The sequence below is a fragment of the Massilia agrisoli genome, from assembly GCF_020831365.1.
Lineage (GTDB): Bacteria > Pseudomonadota > Gammaproteobacteria > Burkholderiales > Burkholderiaceae_D > Telluria_A > Telluria_A agrisoli.
Genome location: NZ_JAJHPV010000020.1, coordinates 336,768 through 358,217, shown reverse-complemented (window position 1 = coordinate 358,217; position 21,450 = coordinate 336,768). Strand labels below are relative to the sequence as shown.

Genomic DNA, 21,450 nt, shown 5'->3' with positions numbered 1-21,450 from the left:
GCATGCAGAGCCAGGCCGAGCGACTCAAGACGCTTGCCGACATGGGCGCGATGGCGTCCGCGTCCGCAGACAAAGCGGGCCTGCGCCGCTGGCTCGGCCTCGGCCTGGAAACCCATATCTCGCTGCCGGTCTTTGCCGCCATCCTGCTGGTCGTGATCTGGGTAGTGACCCTGCGCACGGTCGCCAACGACCGCGAAGCGGCGCACCTGGCGGCACGCGCTTCAAGCCAGGAAATGATCGACACTTACGAAGCCCAGGTCGCGCGCAACCTGGGCAGCATCGACCAGACCCTCAAGGTGCTGAAGTACTCGGTGGAGCTCAACGGCGCCGCCGGTGCGCTGCCGGCACTGAACCGGCAAGGGCTGCTGCCCTCCGGCCTGGTGTTCATGGTGACGGTCGTCGACCGCGACGGCCGCATTGTCGCCAGCAACCCGCCACTGGGCGGCGCCAGCGTGGCCAGCCAGCCCTTCTTCCGCTTCCACCAACACAGCCGCGCCGACACCCCTTACGTCAGCCAGACCACCACCGACGAGGCCAACCCCGACTGGCACATCCACTTTTCGCGGCGCCTCAACGACGCCGCCGGCGGCTTTGCCGGCGCGGTGGTGGTCGCAGTCGACCCGGCCTACTTCACCAGCGGCTACGAGCGCTCGCGCATGGGCGAGCATGGCGCGCTCGGCCTGTTCGGCAGCGACGGGGTATTCCGCGCGCTGCGCGTCGGCGACAATGTCGCATGGGGCGGCGGCGCGCCGGCCGCGAGCGACGATTCCGGCGCCCTGGTGCTAAGCAAATGGGATGGCAGGCGCCGCTATACCAGCGTGCGCCGCCTGCACGGCTTCTCGCTGACGGCAATCGTCGGCCTGGCCGAGTCGGAGCAGATGGCGGCGTTCGAACAGCAGCGCCGCAACTACCTGTGGCTGGCCGGCAGCGGCAGCGCCGCCCTGGTGCTGGTGGTGGCGCTGGTATGCGTGCTGTCGTGGCAGATGACCAGGACGCGGCGCCGCATCCGGCGCTTCCAGGAAACCTACGCGGCCGCCTCCGAGGCCAGCGTCGATGCCTTTTTTGTCATGCGCAGCATCTGCGACGACAAGGGTACGATTGTCGACTTCGTCATCGAAGCGACCAATACGCGCGCCGAAAAAATGAGCGGCATGAGCAAGCAGGAGCTGCACGGCCAGCAGCTGTGCGTGGTGATGCCTTCCTACCGGGACAATGGAATTTTCGACGACCTGGTCAAGGTCGCGATCCTGGGCGGCGTGCACGAGGCCGAGTGGCAGAGCAACCACCCGGCAATCGACCAGCGCTGGCTGCATCGCCAGGTGGTCCCGGTCGAAGGTGGCGTGGTGGCGATCGTACGCGACATCACCGAGCGCAAGCTGGCCGAAGAACGCATCCGCCACATGGCCCATCACGACGAGCTGACCGGCCTGCCCAACCGCAGCCTGATCCGGGACCGCCTCGACCAGGCCATCCGCCATGCGCGCCGCAACGGCCGCTGCGTCGCGGTCGCCTTCATCGACCTCGATGGCTTTAAACTGGTTAACGATGGCCTTGGCCACAACGCGGGCGACGAGCTGCTGAAGGTGGTCGGCGCGCGCATGGCCGGCTGCATGCGGCGCGACGACATGCTGGGCCGCTTCGGCGGCGATGAATTCGTGATCATCCTGGCCGACCAGCCGGACGACCCGATGGCGGTCGCCCCGGTACTTGAAAAGATCCGCCAGGCGGTCAACGAGCCGATTCTCCTCGACAGCCAGGAAGTCCAGGTCGGCTGCAGCATGGGCGTGGTGATGTACCCGCGCGACGGCGACGACCCGAACACGCTGATGATGAACGCCGACGCCGCGATGTACCGCGCCAAGGAGCTGGGCAAGAACGCCTTCCAGTTCTATGCGCGCGAGATGAACGCCAGCGTCGAGGAAAAGCTGGTGTTGCTCGAAGGGCTGCGCAACGCGCTCGAATGCCGCCAGTTCAGCCTGTTGTACCAGCCCAAGGTCGACCTGCGCAGCGGCCGCATTTTCGGCGTCGAGGCGCTGATCCGCTGGCAGCATCCGGAGCACGGCATGGTGTCGCCCGCGCGCTTCATCGCGCTGGCAGAGGAAAGCGGACTGATCATCCCGATCGGCGACTGGGTGCTGCAGACCGCGTGCCGCCAGGCCAGGGCCTGGTGCGACGCCGGCCTGCCGCGCGTGACCATGTCGGTCAACGTGTCGCCGCGCCAGTTCGAGGAAAAGCGCCTGGTCGAACGGATCGCCCATGCGCTGCACGACAGCGGCCTGCCCGCCCGCGCGCTGGAGATCGAAGTGACCGAAGGCCTGATCATGCGCGACCTGGCGCAGTCGGTCGGCAAGATGGGCGAGCTGAAGGCGATGGGCGTCAACCTGTCGATCGACGACTTCGGCACCGGCTACTCCAGCCTGTCGGCGCTCAAGTCATTCCCGATCAGTACCCTGAAGATCGACAAGTCCTTCGTCAGCGACCTGGCCGACAACGCCGGCGACCAGGCCATCGCGCTGGCCGTCATCTCGCTGGGCCACCGCCTCAACCTGCGGGTGCTGGCCGAAGGCGTCGAGACCGAGCAGCAGCGCCGCTTCCTGCTCGATAACGATTGCGACGAGATGCAGGGCTACCTGTTCAGCCGTCCGCTGCCGCCCGCCGAGGTGGAAGCGCTGCTGCGCCGCCAGGCGGCCGAAGCACTGGCAGGGGCTTGCTGATGGCGCTGCCGAACCGCCTGCGCCGCCTGCTGCTCGGGTCCGACCCGCGCCTCGCGCGCATGCTTGGCTACTGGGCCGCGACCTGCCTGCTTTATTTTATCGGCGCAGCCCTTCTGATACTCCAGGTGCGCGCCGGCGCCGCGGACCACGACAGCGCCGTGCTGCTGATCGGCATTGGGGCGACCGGCGTGGCGGTGTTTGCGGTGCTGGTACGCGCCAGCATCGTGATGGGCATCGCGCCGTCGACACTGGCAGCCTGGCAGGCCCTGTTTGCGATCGCCTGCAACATTGGGGCCTACGTGGTCACCGGTCCGCTGCGTGGCGTGTACCTGATATTCTTGCTGGTCGTGCTGGTGTTCTGCACCTTCTCGCTGCGGCCACGGCATACGATGCTGCTGTGTGCGTACACGCTGGGAATACTCGGGGCGACCATGGTGTGGCTGGTCGCCACCTACCCGGCGACCTACCCCGCCTACGTCGAAGGCGTGCACTTCGCCTCCGCTGCCTGCGCGCTGATCTCGGTGACGCTCCTTACCGGCGAGATGAGCAAGCTGCGGCTGCGCCTGAAGCAGCAGAAGGAAGACCTGCTGGCGGCGATGGCCACCATCCGCAAGCTGGCCACGGTCGACGAACTGACCTCGCTGGCCAACCGGCGCCACATGAACGAAGTGCTGGTGGCGCAGGAGAGGCGCATCGACCCCGCCGGGCAGCCGACCTGCCTCGCGCTAATCGACCTCGATTTCTTCAAGAGCGTCAATGACCGCTACGGCCATGCCGCCGGCGACGCCGTGCTGCGCGCGTTTTCGGCTGCGGCGCGCTCCGAACTGCGCGCGCAGGATGTGCTGGCGCGCTGGGGCGGCGAGGAATTCCTGCTGCTGCTACCGGCAACCACGATGACACAGGCGATCCTGGTGGTGGAGCGCATGGCCGAACGGGTGGCCGCGGCGCCGGTCGCGGAAATCAGCGGCGGCATGCGCATTACCTTCTCTGCCGGGCTGGCGCAGCGCCACGACCGCGAACCATTCGCCGATACCATCAACCGCGCCGACAAGGCGCTGTACAACGCCAAGTCCACAGGCCGCAACCGGATCAGCCTCGGCTGATCCCCGCGTCAGGCGCCGCGCAGGCGTGCGATCAGGGCGTCGGGTTGTTGTTCGACCAGCAGCAGGCCGGCGTGCTGCGGGCGTACGAAGCCCTGTTCGTGCTGGTGCGCGATAAAGTTCACCAGGCCGTCGTAAAACCCGTTCACGTTCAGCGCGCCGACCGGCTTGGCATGGATGCCGAGCTGCGACCAGGTCAGCATTTCGAATAATTCTTCCAACGTTCCCATCCCGCCCGGCAGCGCGATGAAGCCGTCCGACAGCTCCGACATCATCGCTTTACGCTCGTGCATGTCCTTGACCACGAACAGGCGGGTCAGCCCGGCGTGCGCCAGTTCGCGCTCGACCAGCTGGCGCGGGATCACGCCCGACACTTCGCCACCGAGGCGCAGCACCTCGTCGGCGATCACCCCCATCAGGCCGACGTTGCCGCCGCCGTAGACCAGGGCGATGTTGTGTTCGACCAGCGCACGCGCCATGGCGCGCGCGGCCTCGTCAAACACAGGGGAAGCGCCGTGCAAGGCGCCGCAGTAGACGGCAATCGACTTCATTGTTTACCTGCTCTTACTTGAGTTTCTTGAGATAGTCTTCGGACAGCTTGTTGAACAGGACGCGGGTCTCGCCGCGCAGGTACGGCGCGAGCTGCGACAGCACCTGGTAGCAGCCGCGCGCCAGCGCGTCCGCCATGGCCTGCTGTTCGGTGTATTTGCGCGGGTTGCGCACATATTCGTACGACAGCCAGTAGGTCGCCACGACCACCATGTTGGTGGCCATCGCATTGATCTCGGCGTCGGACGCTTCCAGCGACTGCTCGCTGCGCAGGTCTTCGCACAGCTGGGTGGCGACCTTGATCTTGTGGGCGAGGATCAGCTTGAAGTGCAGCTCCAGCTTGCGGTTGCGCGACAACAGGTCGTTCAGGTCGCGGTAGAAGAAGCGGTAGCGCCAGATCAGCTCGAACATCAGGTGCAGGTACAGCCAGACGTCGTCGATGTTCGAGCGGCGCCCGTCAGGTACGGTCAGGATGCGTTCAATTTCGGCTTCGAACTGCACGAAGATCGAATTGACGATGTCGTCCTTGTTGCGGAAATGGTAGTACAGGTTCCCCGGCGAGATGTTCATCTCCTCCGCGATCACGGTGGTCGTGATGTTAGGTTCACCGAACTCGTTAAACAGCCCCAGGGACAATTCAAGGATGCGTTCGCGGGTACGGCGTGGAGCTTTCGGGAGCATGGCTGGGAGACAGTGTTTTTCTGCTCCAAGGATACCACTGAATGGCGGCCCGGCCCTAATACCGGGCCCCGCCGCTATTGTCATTGCACCGTAATGGCCAGGTCGCGTCCCCCCAGCGCCACATTGCCGGCATAGTCGGCGGCCAGGATGCGGATGGTGTAGTCGCCCGGCGCCAGGCCGGCTGGATTCCAGCTGCCCGGGCGCGCCACGCCGTCGCGCACCGTGTTGGTCACCTGGTACAGGAACCTCGTGGCCTTGCTGCCATAGACCGTGATGCCGCTGCCGTCGGCGTAGGCCACCTTCACGCTTTCCTCATCCGGTGGCAGGCGGTTGAACTCGATGTTCACCAGCGCCTCTTCAAAGCCGGGCAGCGGCACGCCGTCCGCGCCAAGCAGCTGGTAGCCCAGCTTGTACAGCCCCAGCCTGCGGCGCGCGGCATTGCCGTCGCCCTGGTCGAAGGCGTCGACCACGATCGCCAGCGGCCCCGCGGCGGCCGGCACGGCCAGCCGTTTGCCGCGCCTGGCCGCCAGCGGTTTGCCGTCGCGGTCGACCAGCGCAATGCTGTTGATGCGCGGCGCCACGCCGTCCGACAGGCCGGGGAACGGCAGCGCCAGCGCATTGCGCTCGACGCCCAGCGGCCGGTGCACCAGGTGGACGTGGTACATGCGGTTGACGCTGCCGATCGCATCGCCGACCGCGAAACGGGCGCCGCGCCGCACGCGCACCCGCTGCACCTTGCCGGCATCGTCGCGTAGCGCGGCAAAACGGTCCGGGTCGAGCAGCTCGTCGCGCGCGCCGCGCCCTACCCGCATGTGGATGTAGCTGAAGTTATCGACCGCGATGCCCTCGCCCACCCCGCCATGGCCCCAGTTGGCCAGGGGGCTGCTGACCTTTTCGTTTGCGACGGCCAGCACCGGCTCGCCCATCGCCGCCTGTATGTCCAGGCCATTATGGAAGTGGTGGCGGCTTTCGCCCTCGTAGCTGCCGCGCACTTCGCCCACCACGCCGACCACCTCGTGCCAGTTTTGCTGCGGACGCACCGGCCACGGGAACGGCGCCTGGGGCGGCGCCGCGGCCGCTTGCGCATGGTCCTCGAGCGGCGGGGCTGCCGCGCCCTCGCGCCTTGCCACTTTGCGCACCGCGCGCCTGAGCGCGTCGGCCACGTACAGCGAGCCGTCCGGCCCGAGCGCGATGCCGGCCGGCCGCCCGAAGCGCGCCGAGCGTTCGTCGCCAGGATGGAAGTCGATGCCGATGCCGGTCAGGCCGCGCAGCTGGCCCTCGGGCGACACCTGCAGGATGCGGCCGCGCGCCAGGTCGCCCACGTACAGGAAGCCATCGTGGGTCAGCGCCAGGCTGGCCGGACGCCGCATCAGCGGCTGTTCCACATCCGCCGGCACGCGCGCCAGGGTCGATACCATGCCATCGCGCGACACCTTGCGGATGGCGCCGTTGTGGGTGTCCGCCACCAGGATGCTGCCAGTGGAATCCACCACCAGCGCGGCCGGGGTGTCGAAGCGCGCCGCCAGCGCCTGTCCATCCTGGTCGCCGGGCACGCCGTCGCCGGCGACGGTGGTGACAATGCCGCCAGGCGTAATGCGCCGGATGCGGTCGTTGTAGGTATCGGCGACAAACACATTGCCATCCTTGTCCACTGCCACCCCGACCGGGCCGTTAAAGCGCGCCGCGCTGCCTTGGCCATCGCTGTAGCCAGGCTGGCCGTTGCCGGCCAGCGTAGACACTGCCCCGCCAGGCGTCACCTTGCGGATGGCGTGGTTGCCGGTATCGGCGACATACAGGTTGCCCGACGCGTCGATGGCCACCGCGGAAGGCGTGTGGAAGGCCGCCGCCGTGCCGGCGCCGTCGGCAAAGCCTTCGCGCTGTCCCGCTACGGTGGTGATGCCGCCATCGGGCGCAATCTTGACGATGCGGTTATTGTCGCCGCCGTCGCTGGCAAACAGGTTGCCCGCGCGGTCGATGGCAAGGCCGTACGGGTCGGCAAAACCGGCCGCGGGCCCGCCCGCGATGGTGGTGACATAAACCGGCCAGCCAAGTTCGGTGCGGGCCTGGACGATGGCGCCGATCTTTGCGCCGATATGCGAGCCGGGGCCTCGCGGCCAGAAAAGCGCGGCGGCGGCGAAGGCCGCGGCGAGCGCTGCGAGGATGATGCGGGTGCGGTGCTTGGGGGTCAAACGGAATCCTTGGTCGGGCCAGTAGCGGCAAACGCATAGCCTACCGTACCGGGCCGCCGCAGGCAAACCGGCGTCAGTGGACCTGCTCCTTGCGCGCCCCGCCATGCAGCAGCGCCTGTGCACGGAATCCCTCGCGGATGTTATCGCGCAGGACGGCGCCTTCCCATGGCTTGGTGTAGAAGCGGTCGATGGCGCCGTGGTTGATCGCCTCCATGATCGGGGTCAGGTCGGCGTAGGCCGACAGCATGATGCGGAAGGTGGTCGGGCACAGGTGCTTGACCCGCTCCATGAACTCGGTCCCGCTCATCACCGGCATGCACTGGTCGCACAGGATGACCTGCACGTTATGGCGCGCCAGGATGTCGAAGCCTTCGGCGGCGCTTTGCGCGGTGAGGATGCGGTAGCCATCCTGGGCCAGGAAGTCCGACAGCACGTCGAGCATGAAGGCGTCGTCGTCGACGATCAGGAGGGTCTGCTGGAATTCATCCGGTTCGTCGACCGGCGCGCTCAAGCCCTTCCCTTCGACGATCATGCGTTCGAATTCGGCGGCCGGTACCGGGCGGCTGAAGTAGTAGCCCTGCATTTCGTCGCAGCCGTGGCGGCGCAGGTAGGACAGCTGGGCCTCGGTCTCGACGCCCTCGGCCACCACGTCGAGCTTCATGCTGTGGGCCATATTGATGATCGCCAGGACGATCGCCGCGTCGTCCGGGTTGGACGTCACCTCGCGCACGAACGCAATGTCGATTTTCAGTTTGTCGATCGGGAAGCGCTTCAGGTAGGCCAGGCTGGAATAGCCGGTGCCGAAGTCGTCGATCGAAATCTCGATGCCGAGCGCCTTCAGGTTGCGCAGCACGGCGATGGTGTCCTCGGCGTTCGACATCAGCGAGCTTTCGGTCAGTTCCAGCTCCAGCAGGCCAGGCGAGATGTCGTGCCGGCGGATCGCGTCGAGCACGTCCTCCTCAAGGCCGCCGGCAAAAAACTGGATGCCCGAGACGTTGACCGACAGGCGCACCGGCCCGACCTTTGACTTGCCCCACTCGCTGATCTGGCGGCAGGCCTCGTTCAGCACCCAGGTGCCGACCCGCACGATCAGGCCGGTCTCTTCGAGGATCGGCACGAACAGCGCGGGCGACACCATGCCGTGGCCGGGGCGGTTCCAGCGGATCAGGGCTTCGGCGCCGCTGATGCGGCGCGATGCGATGTGCACCTTGGGCTGGTAGTACAGCACGAATTCATCATGGTCGATCGCACGGCGCAGCGCGTTTTCGAGGTCGAGGCGGGCCAGCGACTGCGCGTTCATCTCCGCGGTAAAGAAGCGGAAAGCGTCGCGCCCGGCCTCCTTGGCGCGGTACATCGCGGTGTCCGCGTACTTGATCAGGGTTTGCGCGTCCTCGCCATCGTCGGGGTAGATCGTGATGCCAATGCTGGCCGTGGTGGTCACCTCGTGGCCGTGCAGGTCGAAAGGCTTGCGCATCGCCTCGCGGATTTTCTCGATCACCGGCAAGGCCGCCTGCGGGCCGTCGGGAAGCGCGATGATGGCGGCAAACTCGTCACCGCCGAAGCGGCCAACCGTGTCGCGCGGACGCACGCTGTTGACCAGGCGGTTGGAGAACTGGCGCAGCAGCTCGTCGCCGATCGGGTGGCCCAGCGTGTCGTTGACGGTCTTGAAGCGGTCCACATCGAGGAACAGCACGCCGACGGCGAGGCGGTGCTCTTCGGCGTACTGGAGCGCGCCGGCCAGCTTGTCGTAGAAGGTTTTGCGGTTCGGCAGGCCGGTCAGCGTGTCGAAGTGGGCCATGTGCAACAGCTTTTCCTGGGCGTTCTTGCGTTCGGTGATGTCGCGCGCGACCGCCACCAGGATCGAACTGGCGCCCGAGCGCAAGGTGCGGCGCTGCACTTCGACCGCGACCGTCGAGCCATCGCGGCGTTCAAGCAGCAGTTCCGCCATCGCCTCGGCCAGGCCGCTGCCCTGCAGCTGCACCAGCAGGTCGTGGAGCCGCGCACGCAGGCCGGCGTGGTCGCCGGCTTCGCCCTTGCCGAGGAATTCCTCGCGCTCGTAGCCGAGCATGCGGCAGGCGGTGTCGTTGACGTCGACGAACCGGGTGTCGGCGCGGTCCACCAGGAAAATCGCGTCGCCGGTTGCATCCATCGCGGTACGGAAGCGGCGCAGGTCTTCATCGAGGCGGATGCGCACTTCCATGTCGGCAGTCAGCTGGGCATGGTGGCGCTTGATTTCCTCGTACAGCGCCAGGTTTTCGTAGGCCGCGGCGATCTGCGCGCTGACTGTCACCGCAACGCGCTCGTCGACCTCGGAAAACTCGGTCGTTTCGGCCTTGTCGACCAGGTAGAGCCAGCCATGCACCCGCTCGCGCGAGGCGATCGGCACGCCGAGGAAGGAATGGACCGGGGGATGCCCGTTCGGCAGCCCCAGCACGCTGGGGTCGCCGCCAATGCCGCTGACGCGCACTGGCGCGTGCTGTCCAAGCAGTTTGCCGAGGACCCCGGCCCGCGGCGCGCTTCGCACAACCTGGGCGCCGCCGCCGTCGCCGCAGGAGGCAAAGTACTGGAGCGTTCCCATGCCCTCTTCCAGCATGCCGATACAGGTATATTTCGACGCGCAGATGCCGTGCGCGACGCGGCAGCCGTTTTCGATCAGCGCAGCCGGGTCGCGCTCGGCGCCAAGCTCGATGCCAAGTTCGATCAGTGCGGTCAGGCGCAGGCTGACCGCCTGCAGGCTGGACAAGGAGGTGGACAGGCGCTGCGTCATCTGCTGCCGCTCCGACGCCGCGTCAGGCGCTGCGGCGTCGGCGGCGCGCGCGTGCTGCACGCCGTGGCCGGCATCGACTTCGTCGAGGAAATCGGCGACTTGGTCGCCGACCGTGAACTGGGGCCGGCCGGCGCCCATCTCCTCGTCCTCGGCATCGACGCTGGCCGGTAAGCCCATGCCGAGCGCTTCATGCACGGTGCGCAGGATCACATCCGGCGACGATGGCTTTGGCAGCACCCAGCGCACGCCGCATTCGGCGGCAAGCTTGCCGGCCTCGCGTTCGCGGTACAGCGCCGTATAAAAGATCACCGGCAGGCCTGCGGTCTGCGGATCGCTGCGCAGCCGCCTGACCAGCTCGTAGCCATCCATGCCAGGCATCAGGACATCCGAGACGATCAGGTCGGGGCGCTGCTCCCTGACCACTTTCAGCGCGTCGGCACCGCTGGCCGCCTCCACCAGCTTGTGGCCGCCATAGCCGAGCAAGGTGCGCAGGAATTCGCGGTTCAGCACATGGTCGTCGACGATCAGGATGGTGGCCTGGCCGGCAGGGGCCGATGCGGCGGGCGGTTCGCGCTGCGGGTCGAGGAATTCTTCGAGCTGGACGACAAAGGTGTCCGGTTCGATCGGTTTGGCGATGTAGCCGTCGAAGCCTGCTTCGAGCAGGCGCTCGCGGTCGCCGACCATCGCCAGCGCGGTGACGGCGAGCACGGGGATGTGGCGCAGGTTCGGGTCTTGCTTGAGCTGTTTCACCACGCCGTAGCCGTCGAGCCGGGGCAGGTGCACGTCGCAAATGATGAGGTCGGGATCGGTCTCGCGCGCGGCCTCGATGCCGGCGATACCGTCGCTTGCCGTTAACGGAGTAAAGCCAAATGCATTGAGCAGATAGACCATCAACTCCATGTTGGTGGGGTTGTCTTCGATAATGAGGATGCGTGCTGGCACTAATGCACTCCCGATAGTTAACCCGGCCAGGTGGTTCTGGCGCTGCCGCGTCGACATGCTTCAGGCCGCCAGACAGGAGGAACACGCTCCCTCCCATGTGTTACATCGTGACACATTTTCAGCAGAGTAAGCAATTGCGTTCTGTCACAGTTTCCTCGACAAGGTCTGTAACGAATGTAGCACGCATGCCACGCTTATTCGTGAGATTCGGTGTCCCGTGCAAGTTCATGCATGATGCATGAAAGGATGTGCGGATTGGAGCCGAGTGCAACGTGGCCCACGCCGCCGAAGGCGATGTTGCGCGCTCCCGCCAGGTGGCTGGAGGTCTGGGGCGCAACGATATTGTCGTGGTGGCTATAGATAGAGGTGACCAGGGCGCGGGTGGCCATGTCCTCCCCCCCTGCCAGCGCGCGCAGCCAGTCGCTTTCCGGCGTGTCGCCGCGGCGCGCGCGGCGCATCTGGCGCGCGTTGGCGCCCAGCCCCAGGTTGGCCAGGCTGGTGCCGTGATGGGGCGTGCCCAGCGTGATGATGCGCGCCACCCGCGCGGCCCCGTGCTTGCGGACGTAGGCGCGCGCGACCAGCCCGCCCATGCTGTGGCCGAGGATGGTCACGCGCGGCGCGCCGCTGGCCGCGCACAGCGCATCGACGGCGCGCGCGACCGCAGGCACATAGCCGTCGATGTCGCCGCCCAGCGGTTCGAGGTCGGGGCAGGCATGGCTGATGCGGGCGGCGTCAAGCAGCGGCAACAGGTGTTTCCAGTAGCCGCTGTTGCAGCCATAGCCGTGCAATAACAGCACAGGCGGCACCGTCGAACCGGGAAAGATGCGCTGCGAGGGCCGCGCCCGCGGCATCAGCCAGGACGATTGCAGCATCGAGGCGCGGAATTCTTCGCCAAACAGGCGCAGGCGGGCGGCGCGGCCGAGCCGGAATTCGTCCGGGGTCGGGCTGGCCGCGCGGCTGCTCATCAAAAAGTTGTTCACCGAGATCAGGGCGCGCACCAGCACCACGGTGGCCAGCCCGCCCGCCAGCGCGAGCATGGGGTCGGCGCCGGCATAGCGCGCCAGGGCATACGCAATCGCGCCGGCCGCTGCAGCTTGCACGAACAACAGCAGTTGCAGCAGCAGGCGCGCGCTCATCAGCCGGCCCGGTCCTTGAGGATCTGGCGCGCAATGCCGCGCAGGATGTTGACTTCCTCGGCCTCCAGCTGGGTGCGCGAAAACAGCCGCTTCAGGCGCGGCATCAGCTTTTTCGGATTGTCCGCATCGAGGAAGCCGACCGCCACCAGCGCCTGCTCGAGGTGCTCGTACATGCCCTCGATCTGGGTCACGCTGGCAGCAATGCCGTGGAAACCGACCGGCGTGGGCGGCGCTTCGCCGGTTTCGGTAGCCATCCGGCATTCGTAGGCCAGCACCTGCGCCGCCTGCGCCAGGTTGAGCGACGAATAGGCCGGGTTGGCGGGGATATTGATCAGCACATTGCACTGCTCGACGATCTGGTTGGGCAGGCCGAAGCGTTCGTTGCCGAAGACCAGGGCCGCGTTCAGGCCCTGCTGCCCGGCCACGTGGCCGGCAAAGGCGCGCGGGGTCCACACGGGCGGCGAGAATTCACGCAACCGGGCCGACACCGCGGCGGCGAACTGGCAGCCTTCCAGCGCCTCGGCCATGCTGCCGACGGTGCGCGCGCCGGACAGCACATCGAGCGCGCCGCTGGCGAACGCCACCGCTTCGGGGTCGTCCAGCATGCCCGGGAAGCGCGGATTTACCAGGACCAATTCGGAAAAGCCCATGGTTTTCATGGCCCTCGCCACCGAGCCGATGTTGCCGGCGCGGCTGGTTTCGACCAGCACAAAGCGCAGGCGATTGAAAAGAGATGTGCTTGTTTCGGGCATGATCATTTAAAATAGCGCCATCGCGCAGCGTCGAGTGTCAAAAAGCCAGGGCTTCCAAGCCCGCGATTTTAACCAGTTCGCCGCCGCACCGCTCTTTAATTCATTCTTGTTTCACTAGCGCACACAGCGCCCTGACGGGGCGCCGTGCGCGTTAGCGTTCTATTAAACAGAAAGCCAACATGCACCCAATGCTCAATACGGCGATCAAGGCCGCCCGCCGCGCCGCCACCGTGATCAACCGCGCGTCCTTCGACGTCGAACGTGTCACTGTCACCGAAAAACAACACAACGATTTCGTGACCGATATTGACCAGGCAGCGGAACAGGCCATCATCGAGACCCTGCTCAAGGCCTACCCCGGCCACGCCATCCTGGCCGAGGAATCGGGTGCATCGGCCAACCTGAACGACGAGAGTGAATATTCGTGGATCATCGACCCGCTCGATGGCACCATCAACTTCATGCACGGCTACCCGAACTACTGCATCTCGATCGCGCTGCAACAGCGCGGCGTGACCACCCAGGCCGTCGTCTACGACCCTGTGCGCAACGACCTGTTTACCGCCACCAAGGGCGCCGGCGCCTTCCTGAACGAAAAACGCATCCGCGTGACCAAGCACGACCGCGTCGGCAATGCCCTGTTGTCGGCTGGCCACGGCGCCGGTCCGCGCGCGCTGGCCGACTACCTGAAGATGTACGGCGTCATGGCCGAGCGTTGCCACGGCATCCGCAGCGCCGGCGCCGCAGCCCTCGAGCTGGCCAACGTGGCGGCCGGCCGCAGCGATGGCTTCTTTGAAAAAGGCCTGAAGCCTTGGGACATCGCGGCGGGCGCACTTTTGGTCACCGAAGCGGGCGGCATCGTCGGCGAATTCAACGGCGAGTCCGACTACCTGCATAAAGGCGACATCATCGCGGCCAGCCCGAAAGTGTTCGGCCAGATGGTCACCCTGCTTTCTCCATTCGCTTAAGCAAGCTTTTGCTGACTGGCGTAAAATACGGCCTGACCTGACGAAGGGACGTCCCGTCCCTTCTACTCCCAGCGGTAATTTCCACAGCGAAACTTTTTTCTTTCCAATCGGAATAGCTGTGTTTATACTGCAACATTAAGCGGCACCGCTTCCAGTCTCCCTGCCGCCTCTGATTTTTCAATCGATTGCCTGCGACTGGCGCCATCACGATGGCGACGGGCCGATCTTACCAATAAAGTTCACAATGTCATTTACCACTCTCGGGCTGTCCGACGCCATCGTTCGTGCAGTCACAGAAGCAGGCTATACCCAGCCAACCCCGATCCAGACCCAGGCGATCCCTGCCGTCATGAACGGCGGCGACCTGCTGGCCGGCGCCCAGACCGGCACCGGCAAGACCGCCGGCTTCACCCTGCCGATCGTGCACCGCCTGTCGACCGACAAGATCGGCGCCGCGCTGACCAACAAGAGCAGCCAGCGTTCGGTACGCGCGCTGATCCTGGCCCCGACCCGCGAACTGGCGGCCCAGGTCGAGGAAAGCGTGCGCATCTACGGCAAGTACACCAACCTGAACTCGGCCGTGATCTTCGGCGGCGTCGGCATCAACCCGCAGATCAAGCAGCTCAAGCAAGGCGTCGACATCCTGGTCGCCACCCCTGGCCGCCTGCTCGACCACATGGAACAGCGCACCGTCGACCTGTCGAAGATCGAGATCCTGATCCTGGACGAAGCCGACCGCATGCTGGACATGGGCTTCATCCGCGACATCAAGAAAGTGCTGGCGGCATTGCCGCCGAAGCGCCAGAACCTGCTGTTCTCGGCCACCTTCTCGGAAGAGATCAAGGCACTGGCCGATGGCCTGCTGAACAAGCCTGCCATGATCGAAGTGGCGCGCCGCAATTCGACCGTCGAAGTCATCGCCCAGAAGATCCACCCGGTCGACCGCGACAAGAAGCACCCGATGCTGGCGCACCTGATCAAGTCGAACAAGTGGAGCCAGGTACTGGTCTTCACGCGCACCAAGCACGGCGCCAACAAGCTGGTCGACCAGCTGGGCGCGGACGGCATCGGCGCGCTGGCGATCCACGGCAACAAGAGCCAGACCGCGCGCACCCGCGCGCTGTCCGAGTTCAAGGACGGCACCCTGCAGGTGCTGGTGGCCACCGACATCGCCGCGCGCGGCATCGACATCGACCAGCTGCCGCACGTGGTCAACTACGACCTGCCGAACATTCCGGAAGATTACGTCCACCGGATCGGCCGTACCGGCCGTGCCGGCGCCACCGGCGAAGCGGTATCGCTGGTCTGCGTGGACGAGCATGACATGCTCAAAGACATCGAAAAGCTGATCAAGCAAACCCTGCCGCGCCAGGTGATCCCGGGCTTCGAGCCTGATCCGACCGCGCGCGCCCAGCCGATCCAGCTGCGCAGCGGTGCGCCCGGCCATGGCGGCCGCGGTGGCCGTCCAGGCGGTGGTGGTGGCGGCGGTGGCCAGGTGATCCGTGTCGGCGGTGGCGGACGCGGTTCGGCCAAGCCACGCAGCGCAGGCGGCGGTGGCGGTGCACGCAGCGGCGGCGGCGGACGTTCATCGGCCCCGGCCCGCTCGGGCGGCGGCGGCGGTCGCGGCCGCTAATCGCGGGCGGACGACACGCACAAAAGCCACCTCGGACTTCGGTCCCAGGTGGCTTTTTCGTTTTACCGGTAGCGGTCAGCTGCCTTTTTTGTCAGCGCGTGAATTGGCCGCGCCCTTGACGTGGTTGCCAAGATCGTCGACATCGGCCGTGGCGTCGAGCGCCTGCTCATTGCCGCGATTGCTGTGGCGGTGGCTTCCCATTCCTTCGCGCTGGGCGCTTTGCTGGACTTCAGCCGTTTCCTGCGAGCCCAAATTGCCAGCTTGCGGGTCATAGCCGAGATCAACGTCCTCATAGGCCGGTTCGTCGCCGCCCTGCCTGCTGCCACGGTCGTTACCGCCCATGCCGCCCTGGCCCTGCTGCTGGTTGCCTGTAAGGGCCTGGTCAGATTGCTGGTTTCCCTGCTGTGCCTGGTCCGATTGCTGGCTACCCTGCTGCCGGGCCTGGTCCGGTTGCCGGCTTCCCTGTTGCTGTTGGCCCTGATTCCCGGTTTTGGATTTCGCCATCGTTTTCTCCTTCAATCCAATGCGGACCAGAGGTCCGATATCCCATGCTAGGACGCTGGGCAGGATCAGGCAGTAGGTGTACGCGCTATGAGAATGTAGGATTTAGGCGACGCGGTTTCAACATTCAGAAGAATTTGCCGAGATCGCGCTTGCGATTTCCAATCGTTGGGATATAGTTGAGTGATCAAGTACCTGTTTACTATAAAAGGAAGCCTCATGATCGTTCCACAAGATCCCAGCAGCGCCAGCGAGCTTTGCCTGATCATCGCGCGCGTGCACGCTCTGTTGCAGCGGCGCTTCGATTCGGCGCTCGGCAGCCATCACGGCATCAGCTTCAACGACTACCAGCTGCTCAATCACCTGCGCATGGCGCCCGGCGCCCGCCTGCGCCGTGTCGACCTGGCGGAAAAACTGGGCCTGACGCCATCGGGCGTCACCCGCAGCCTCCTGCCGCTGGAAAAAATCGGCCTGGTAGCGCGCGAGGCCGATCCACGCGACGCCCGCGTTGGGTTTGCGGTGATCACGCCGACCGGGCAAGAGTTGGTCGCTAACGCAGGGGTCACCGTCAACCTGGTCAGCCGGGAAGTATTGCGCACGCTGCCGCCTGAACAGGTCGCCGCGATGGCCCGATCGCTCGGCGGCCTCGCCGGCACGCCGGCCTCCACCGTTTAACGAAAGAAACCATGACCCAATCCGACCGCTCGACCCTGCTGCGCGAACCGAATTTCCGCTGGATGATGGGCGGCTCGCTGATTTCGGCGCTGGGCGACCAGTTCACCATGGTCGCCCTGCCCTGGCTGGTGCTGACGATGACCGGCGACGCGCTCACCCTCGGCCTTGTCATCGCGCTGATGAGCGTGCCGCGTGCGCTGTTCATGCTGGTAGGCGGCGCGCTGGTCGACCGCTACTCGCCCAAATCGGTGCTCATGCTGAGCAAGTACGCCAACGCCGTGCTGCTGGCGGCGCTGACCGCACTGGTGCTGTCAGGCCAGCCGTCGCTGCCGGCCGTGTGCGCGCTGGCGCTGGGGCTTGGGCTGGCGTCCGCGTTCAGCATCCCGTCCGGCACCTCGCTGCTGCCGCACGTGGTTGCGCCCGGACTGGTGCCGCGGGCGAACGGCATGCTGATGGGCGTGCGCCAGGTCACGATGCTGTCCGGTCCGCTGCTGGCGGCGCTGGTGTTCGCGCTTTTCGGCGACGGCAGCGGTGCGGGAGACAACAGCAAGGGCATGGCGATCGCGTTCGGATTCGACGCGTTTACCTTCTTGTTCACCGCATGGACCTTGTCGAAGGTACAGGCGCACCACGCGCCGCCACGCGCGATCGCCGCGCCGGTATTGCGCGCCATCGGCGACGGGCTCGCGATGGTGTGGCGCGATACCACCTTGCGCCGCTGCATGCTGTACTGGGCGATCTGCGCCTTCGTCGTGGGCGGCCTGATGCAGGTCGCGCTGCCGGTGATGGCGGACGAGCGCTTGCACGGCGCCTCCGCGCTCGGCCTGCTGATGGGGGTGCATGGCGCGGGGACCTTGCTCGGCATGGCGCTGACCGGCTGGCTGGGCAAGGTGAGGGTCGGCACCTTCGGCACCACCATCTTGCTGGCCGACGGCGTCTCCGGCCTGCTGCTGTTGCCGATGGGCCTGGTGGACGCGAGCTGGCAGGCCGCAGCCGTGCTGGTGCTGCTGGGCCTGATCGGGGGCTGCATGCAGGTGGCGGTGTTCAGCTGGATCCAGCAGCGCGTGCCGCGCGCCATGCTGGGCCGCGCGATGAGCATCTTCATGTTCATCTTCATGGGCCTGGCGCCGATGTCGGCCGCCATGACGGGCTTCCTGCTGCAGTACCTGTCGCTGGGCCAGCTGTTCCTGGGGGCAGGCCTGTTCCTGGTCGCGTACTCGCTGCTGGCATTTGCCTGTACAAATATTTCGCGTATTGCCGACCCGGCAAGCACCGCATAAGCCTGAGCAGATGTATCATCGATGCATGCCAAAATTCGCCGCCAACCTCAGCACCATGTTCAACGAAGTCGCTTTCCTCGACCGCTTTGCGGCGGCGCGGGAAAGCGGCTTCGATGCCGTTGAATTCCAGTTCCCATACGCCTACATTCCAGCCCAGCTCACTGAGCGGCTCGAGCGCGCGCGCCTGCACCTGGTGATGCACAACATGCCGCCGGGCGACCTGGAAGCGGGCGACCGCGGCATGGCGTGCGACCCGGACCGGGTGGCCGAATTCCAGGAAAGCGTCGACCTCGCGCTGGAATACGCGGTGGCGCTGGGGGTGCGCCAGCTGCACTGCATGGCCGGCATCGTGCCTCCCGGGGTCAGCCGCGAGCAAGCGCGCGAAACCTTCCTGGCCAACCTGAAGTTCGCGGCCGACAAGCTGCATCCGCGCGCGATGCGCGTGCTGATCGAGCCGATCAACAGCTACGACGTGCCGGGATATTTCCTCAACGGCAGCCAGCAGGCCGCCGACATCATCGCCGATTGCGGCGCGCCCAACATCTTCCTGCAGTACGACATCTACCACACCCAGCGCATGGAAGGCGGCGTGGCGGAATCCCTGCGCGCCCTGTTCCCCCTGATCCGCCACGTGCAGCTTGCCGATGTGCCAGGCCGCCATGAACCCGGCACCGGCGCGATCAACTTCCCGCACCTGTTCGCCCTGCTCGACGAACTGGGCTACGACGGCTGGGTTGGCTGCGAGTACACGCCCGCCCACGGTACCGTGGCGGGGCTCGGCTGGCGCGAGCGCCTGCGCGCCCACGCTCTACAGAGTTGACCTTCAGCAAGATGCTTTACAGATAGAGGCGCAAGAATAGGGGCTTCCGGCACGCAACAATGCGGCCTGAGAGGACCCCATGAACCTGCTCCAACGTTGCACCACCCTTGCCGCGCTCGCCGCCTGCCTGCTGCTGGGCGGTTGCGCGGGTACCCACGTCAGCCTGGTGGAAGTCCGCGAGTTCGCGGGCGCCTCGGCCAGGCTGGGCGGCTACGCGGAACTGTCGACCCGTTACCGCGACACCTATCTGCGCGAACAGCCCTACCTGACCCCGGCAGCCGACAAGATCGCCAAGGAAAACGACGCCAAGCGCCGCGCGGTGTACGAGGATTTCCGCACCCTGCAAAAATCGGTGGTGCTGTACATGCAGACGCTGGCCCTGCTGGCGGGCGAGAGCCGCTTCGACCTGACGCCCCAGCTGGACGACCTCGGCAACGGCCTGAAGGCCAACGCTGAAAGCGCTCTGGAGCAGCGCCACGTGACCGCCTACACCGGCCTGACCCGGCTGCTGACGCGGGCCATCGCTTCGGGCTACCAGGGCCGCAGCGTCGAGACCATGGTGCGCGACGGCGACGCCGACCTGCAGACCCTGATCGGCGCCATGATTTCGCTCACGCGGCTGTACGCCAAGACCAACGAGAATGAGAAGAAGACGATCCTCGGCATTTTCGACATCGAGATCCCGTATGCCAACCGGCCCAACGACCGCATGCTGGTGACCCTGGCGAAAGTTCATTACCTCAACAAGTCGCAGGAGTACAAGCTGGTCGACAAGCGCTACGCGCTGGCGCTGCAGGGGCTGACCAAGGTGTCGCTGGGCCACCAGAAACTGCGCGAAAACCTGCACAACCTGTCCGGGGACGAAGTGCGCGGCACCCTGAGGAACTTCGGGCGCGACCTGCGCGTGATCCGCGAAGGCCTTTCCGAAAACTAAAAGCAAACGAGGTATGCGATGAACAAGGAAGCGGGCGGTCTGTCCACCGTGCAAGACGTCGAGGCGCTGGCCGACCAGCTGTCGCACATTGCCGACGAACTGCACCAGCGCATCATGCAGGAGATCCAGCAAGACCGCAGCAAGCCGCCCAGCGCCACCCGCCAGGCCGCGCTGCGCGCGCTGTTCGACCACGAGCTGGTGCTGCGCCAGCGCGCCAATGGCCTGTATGCGGACGCGGCCAGCCTGATCGTCACTTCGCTGGGCAAGCCGCAGCGCCACCTGGCCGAGCTGACCGCCGCGGCCGCCGAAAAGATCCGCAAGATCGCCGTCATCAAGGACCTGGCCGGCCTGGTGGCCGGGGTGGTGGCGCTCGCCGGCGCGGCGGCGACGGGACAGCCCGCGCCGATCATCCTTGCGCTTGAAAAAATCAAGCACCAGGTCGAAGCGCTCGATGCGCACAAGGTCAACAAGTCCGCCTGAACCCGCCGCCCCGCCGGCGCCGCCCGCTTGCGCGTGCGCCCATGTTCATCGCCGCCTGAACGCGCTACACTGGGTCAAGCCTGCCGTGGCGGCGGCTCTCTTTTCCTTCCAGAACGTGGGGTACCGACATGATGAGCGGCAGGCACGCCATGAATGGCCTCGACCAGGGCCAGCTCGCAATCCTCGAGTCGCTGCTGGAGCAGCGCCGCGCCGCGCTGGCGCGCCAGGATGATATCGACGTGGTCGAGAGCAACCACCACCTCCCCGTCGAGGAGGTTGAAACCTCGCCCGCCGACAAGGCCACGGTGCGCCTGCTGAACGATCTTGCGCTGGAAGCGGCCGGCATGAACGCGGCCCAGATGCTATCGGTCAAGCGCGCCCAGGCCAAGCTCGATGACGGCAGCTACGGCGAATGCGAAGAATGCGGCAACCCGATCGGTTTTTCGCGGCTGCAGGCGCGCCCCGATGCGCGCCTGTGCATCACCTGCCAGACGCGCGCCGAAAAGCGCGCGCCCTGAAGCCCTCAGCACATGTGCTGGCCGCCGTTGATGGCAATGTTGGCGCCGGTGACAAAGCCCGCTTCCTGCGAGGCCAGGTAAGCCACCAGCGCGGCCACTTCTTCCGGCTCGCCCAGCCTGCCCAGCGGAATCTGCGGCAGGATGCGCCCCACCAGGATGTCCTGCGGCACCTGCTGCACCATCCTGGTGTTCAGGTAGCCCGGCGACACCGTGTTGACGGTCACGCCGTGGCGCGCCATCTCCAGCGCCAGCGACTTGGTCAGGCCGTGCATGCCGGCCTTGGCCGCCGCATAGTTGGCCTGGCCGTAGGCGCCCTTCTGGCCGTTGACCGACGAGATGTTGATGATGCGGCCCCATTTCTGCGCCATCATCGGCTCGATCGCCTGCTTGCTCATGTTGAATACGCTGTCGAGGTTGGCGTGCATGACCGCGGCCCAGTCGGCGTGCTCCATGTTGCGCATGGTCTGGTCGCGGGTGATGCCGGCATTGTTCACCAGCACGTCAAGACGGCCGCATTCGGACAGCAGTTTTTGCATCATCCACTCGGCATCGGCATAGTTGCCGACGTCGACCTTGTACGACAGGAAGCGGTAGCCCTCGTCGCGCTGCGCCGCCAGCCAGGCTTCCGGTGTAGGATTGGAGGGCGAATAGGTCGCCGCGACCTTGAAGCCGGCGGCGTGCAGGCGCCGGCAAATGGCAGTGCCGAGGCCACCCATTCCGCCCGTCACAAGGGCTACTTTATTATTTTCCATTGATCTGTCTCTCCATTCTCGGTTATCCGGTACACGCGCTTCAGGGAGCGTGAAGGGCC

General features: G+C 66.1%; 18 protein-coding genes. 10 read left to right on the top strand and 8 right to left on the bottom strand.

What is annotated here, in order from left to right; all coding sequences use genetic code 11:
- Positions 1–2 precede the first annotated feature (2 nt).
- Positions 3–2,714 (top strand): bifunctional diguanylate cyclase/phosphodiesterase, encoded by a 2,712-nt coding sequence (locus tag LMJ30_RS18255; RefSeq protein ID WP_307729362.1) that lies wholly within the window; start codon positions 3–5, stop codon positions 2,712–2,714.
- Positions 2,714–3,817, top strand: a complete 1,104-nt coding sequence (locus LMJ30_RS18250) for a diguanylate cyclase (protein ID WP_229433845.1) — start codon at positions 2,714–2,716, stop codon at positions 3,815–3,817. The genes LMJ30_RS18255 and LMJ30_RS18250 overlap by 1 nt, the downstream gene beginning before the upstream one ends.
- 8 nt (positions 3,818–3,825) lie before the next feature.
- Here LMJ30_RS18250 and LMJ30_RS18245 read toward each other — a convergent pair whose 3' ends face one another.
- The 6 genes from LMJ30_RS18245 to LMJ30_RS18220 all read right to left on the bottom strand — a co-directional run bounded on the left by LMJ30_RS18245 (position 3,826) and on the right by LMJ30_RS18220 (position 12,836).
- Complete coding sequence (locus LMJ30_RS18245; protein ID WP_229433844.1) at positions 3,826–4,365, bottom strand: LOG family protein; 540 nt, start codon at positions 4,363–4,365, stop codon at positions 3,826–3,828.
- 13 nt (positions 4,366–4,378) lie between these two features.
- On the bottom strand, positions 4,379–5,044 hold the full coding sequence (locus tag LMJ30_RS18240) for a TetR/AcrR family transcriptional regulator (protein WP_229433843.1): 666 nt from the start codon (positions 5,042–5,044) through the stop codon (positions 4,379–4,381).
- Positions 5,045–5,124: 80 nt separating this feature from the next.
- Entirely contained in the window at positions 5,125–7,233 is a 2,109-nt protein-coding gene (locus LMJ30_RS18235; protein WP_229433842.1) for an NHL repeat-containing protein, read from the bottom strand.
- Between the two features lie 73 nt (positions 7,234–7,306).
- Positions 7,307–10,942: an EAL domain-containing protein gene (locus tag LMJ30_RS18230; RefSeq protein ID WP_229433841.1), complete on the bottom strand. Its 3,636-nt coding sequence runs from the start codon at positions 10,940–10,942 to the stop codon at positions 7,307–7,309.
- Between the two features lie 194 nt (positions 10,943–11,136).
- The gene (locus tag LMJ30_RS18225) at positions 11,137–12,078 is read right to left on the bottom strand and encodes an alpha/beta fold hydrolase (RefSeq protein ID WP_229433840.1); all 942 of its coding nucleotides are present in this window, start codon (positions 12,076–12,078) and stop codon (positions 11,137–11,139) included.
- The gene (locus LMJ30_RS18220; protein WP_229433839.1) at positions 12,078–12,836 is read right to left on the bottom strand and encodes an RNA methyltransferase; all 759 of its coding nucleotides are present in this window, start codon (positions 12,834–12,836) and stop codon (positions 12,078–12,080) included. Before LMJ30_RS18220 ends, LMJ30_RS18225 begins: the two co-directional genes overlap by 1 nt.
- A gap of 182 nt (positions 12,837–13,018) precedes the next feature.
- Between LMJ30_RS18220 and LMJ30_RS18215 the strand changes: the two genes are divergently transcribed.
- Both LMJ30_RS18215 and LMJ30_RS18210 read left to right on the top strand, forming a co-directional pair.
- The gene (locus tag LMJ30_RS18215) at positions 13,019–13,798 is read left to right on the top strand and encodes an inositol monophosphatase family protein (RefSeq protein ID WP_229434033.1); all 780 of its coding nucleotides are present in this window, start codon (positions 13,019–13,021) and stop codon (positions 13,796–13,798) included.
- Positions 13,799–14,042: 244 nt separating this feature from the next.
- Positions 14,043–15,431 carry a DEAD/DEAH box helicase gene (locus LMJ30_RS18210; protein ID WP_229433838.1) on the top strand — a complete coding sequence of 463 codons (1,389 nt, stop codon included), beginning with the start codon at positions 14,043–14,045 and terminating at the stop codon, positions 15,429–15,431.
- Positions 15,432–15,506: 75 nt separating this feature from the next.
- Here LMJ30_RS18210 and LMJ30_RS18205 read toward each other — a convergent pair whose 3' ends face one another.
- Positions 15,507–15,935, bottom strand: coding sequence for a hypothetical protein (locus LMJ30_RS18205; protein WP_229433837.1), 429 nt, complete (start codon positions 15,933–15,935; stop codon positions 15,507–15,509).
- A gap of 216 nt (positions 15,936–16,151) precedes the next feature.
- Here LMJ30_RS18205 and LMJ30_RS18200 point away from each other — a divergent pair, with 216 nt between their 5' ends.
- The 6 genes from LMJ30_RS18200 (at position 16,152) to LMJ30_RS18175 (ending at position 20,639) form a co-directional block, all read left to right on the top strand.
- Positions 16,152–16,607 carry a MarR family winged helix-turn-helix transcriptional regulator gene (locus LMJ30_RS18200; RefSeq protein WP_229433836.1) on the top strand — a complete coding sequence of 152 codons (456 nt, stop codon included), beginning with the start codon at positions 16,152–16,154 and terminating at the stop codon, positions 16,605–16,607.
- Positions 16,608–16,618: 11 nt separating this feature from the next.
- The gene (locus tag LMJ30_RS18195) at positions 16,619–17,887 is read left to right on the top strand and encodes an MFS transporter (protein ID WP_229433835.1); all 1,269 of its coding nucleotides are present in this window, start codon (positions 16,619–16,621) and stop codon (positions 17,885–17,887) included.
- A 25-nt stretch (positions 17,888–17,912) separates the two neighbouring features.
- Positions 17,913–18,707 carry a 2-oxo-tetronate isomerase gene (otnI, locus tag LMJ30_RS18190; RefSeq protein ID WP_229433834.1) on the top strand — a complete coding sequence of 265 codons (795 nt, stop codon included), beginning with the start codon at positions 17,913–17,915 and terminating at the stop codon, positions 18,705–18,707.
- A 79-nt stretch (positions 18,708–18,786) separates the two neighbouring features.
- Positions 18,787–19,641, top strand: coding sequence for a hypothetical protein (locus LMJ30_RS18185; RefSeq protein ID WP_229433833.1), 855 nt, complete (start codon positions 18,787–18,789; stop codon positions 19,639–19,641).
- Positions 19,642–19,659: 18 nt separating this feature from the next.
- On the top strand, positions 19,660–20,121 hold the full coding sequence (locus tag LMJ30_RS18180; protein ID WP_229433832.1) for a hypothetical protein: 462 nt from the start codon (positions 19,660–19,662) through the stop codon (positions 20,119–20,121).
- Positions 20,122–20,249: 128 nt separating this feature from the next.
- Positions 20,250–20,639 carry a TraR/DksA family transcriptional regulator gene (locus LMJ30_RS18175; RefSeq protein ID WP_229433831.1) on the top strand — a complete coding sequence of 130 codons (390 nt, stop codon included), beginning with the start codon at positions 20,250–20,252 and terminating at the stop codon, positions 20,637–20,639.
- Between the two features lie 5 nt (positions 20,640–20,644).
- Here LMJ30_RS18175 and phbB read toward each other — a convergent pair whose 3' ends face one another.
- On the bottom strand, positions 20,645–21,391 hold the full coding sequence (phbB, locus tag LMJ30_RS18170; protein ID WP_229433830.1) for an acetoacetyl-CoA reductase: 747 nt from the start codon (positions 21,389–21,391) through the stop codon (positions 20,645–20,647).
- Positions 21,392–21,450: the final 59 nt, after the last annotated feature.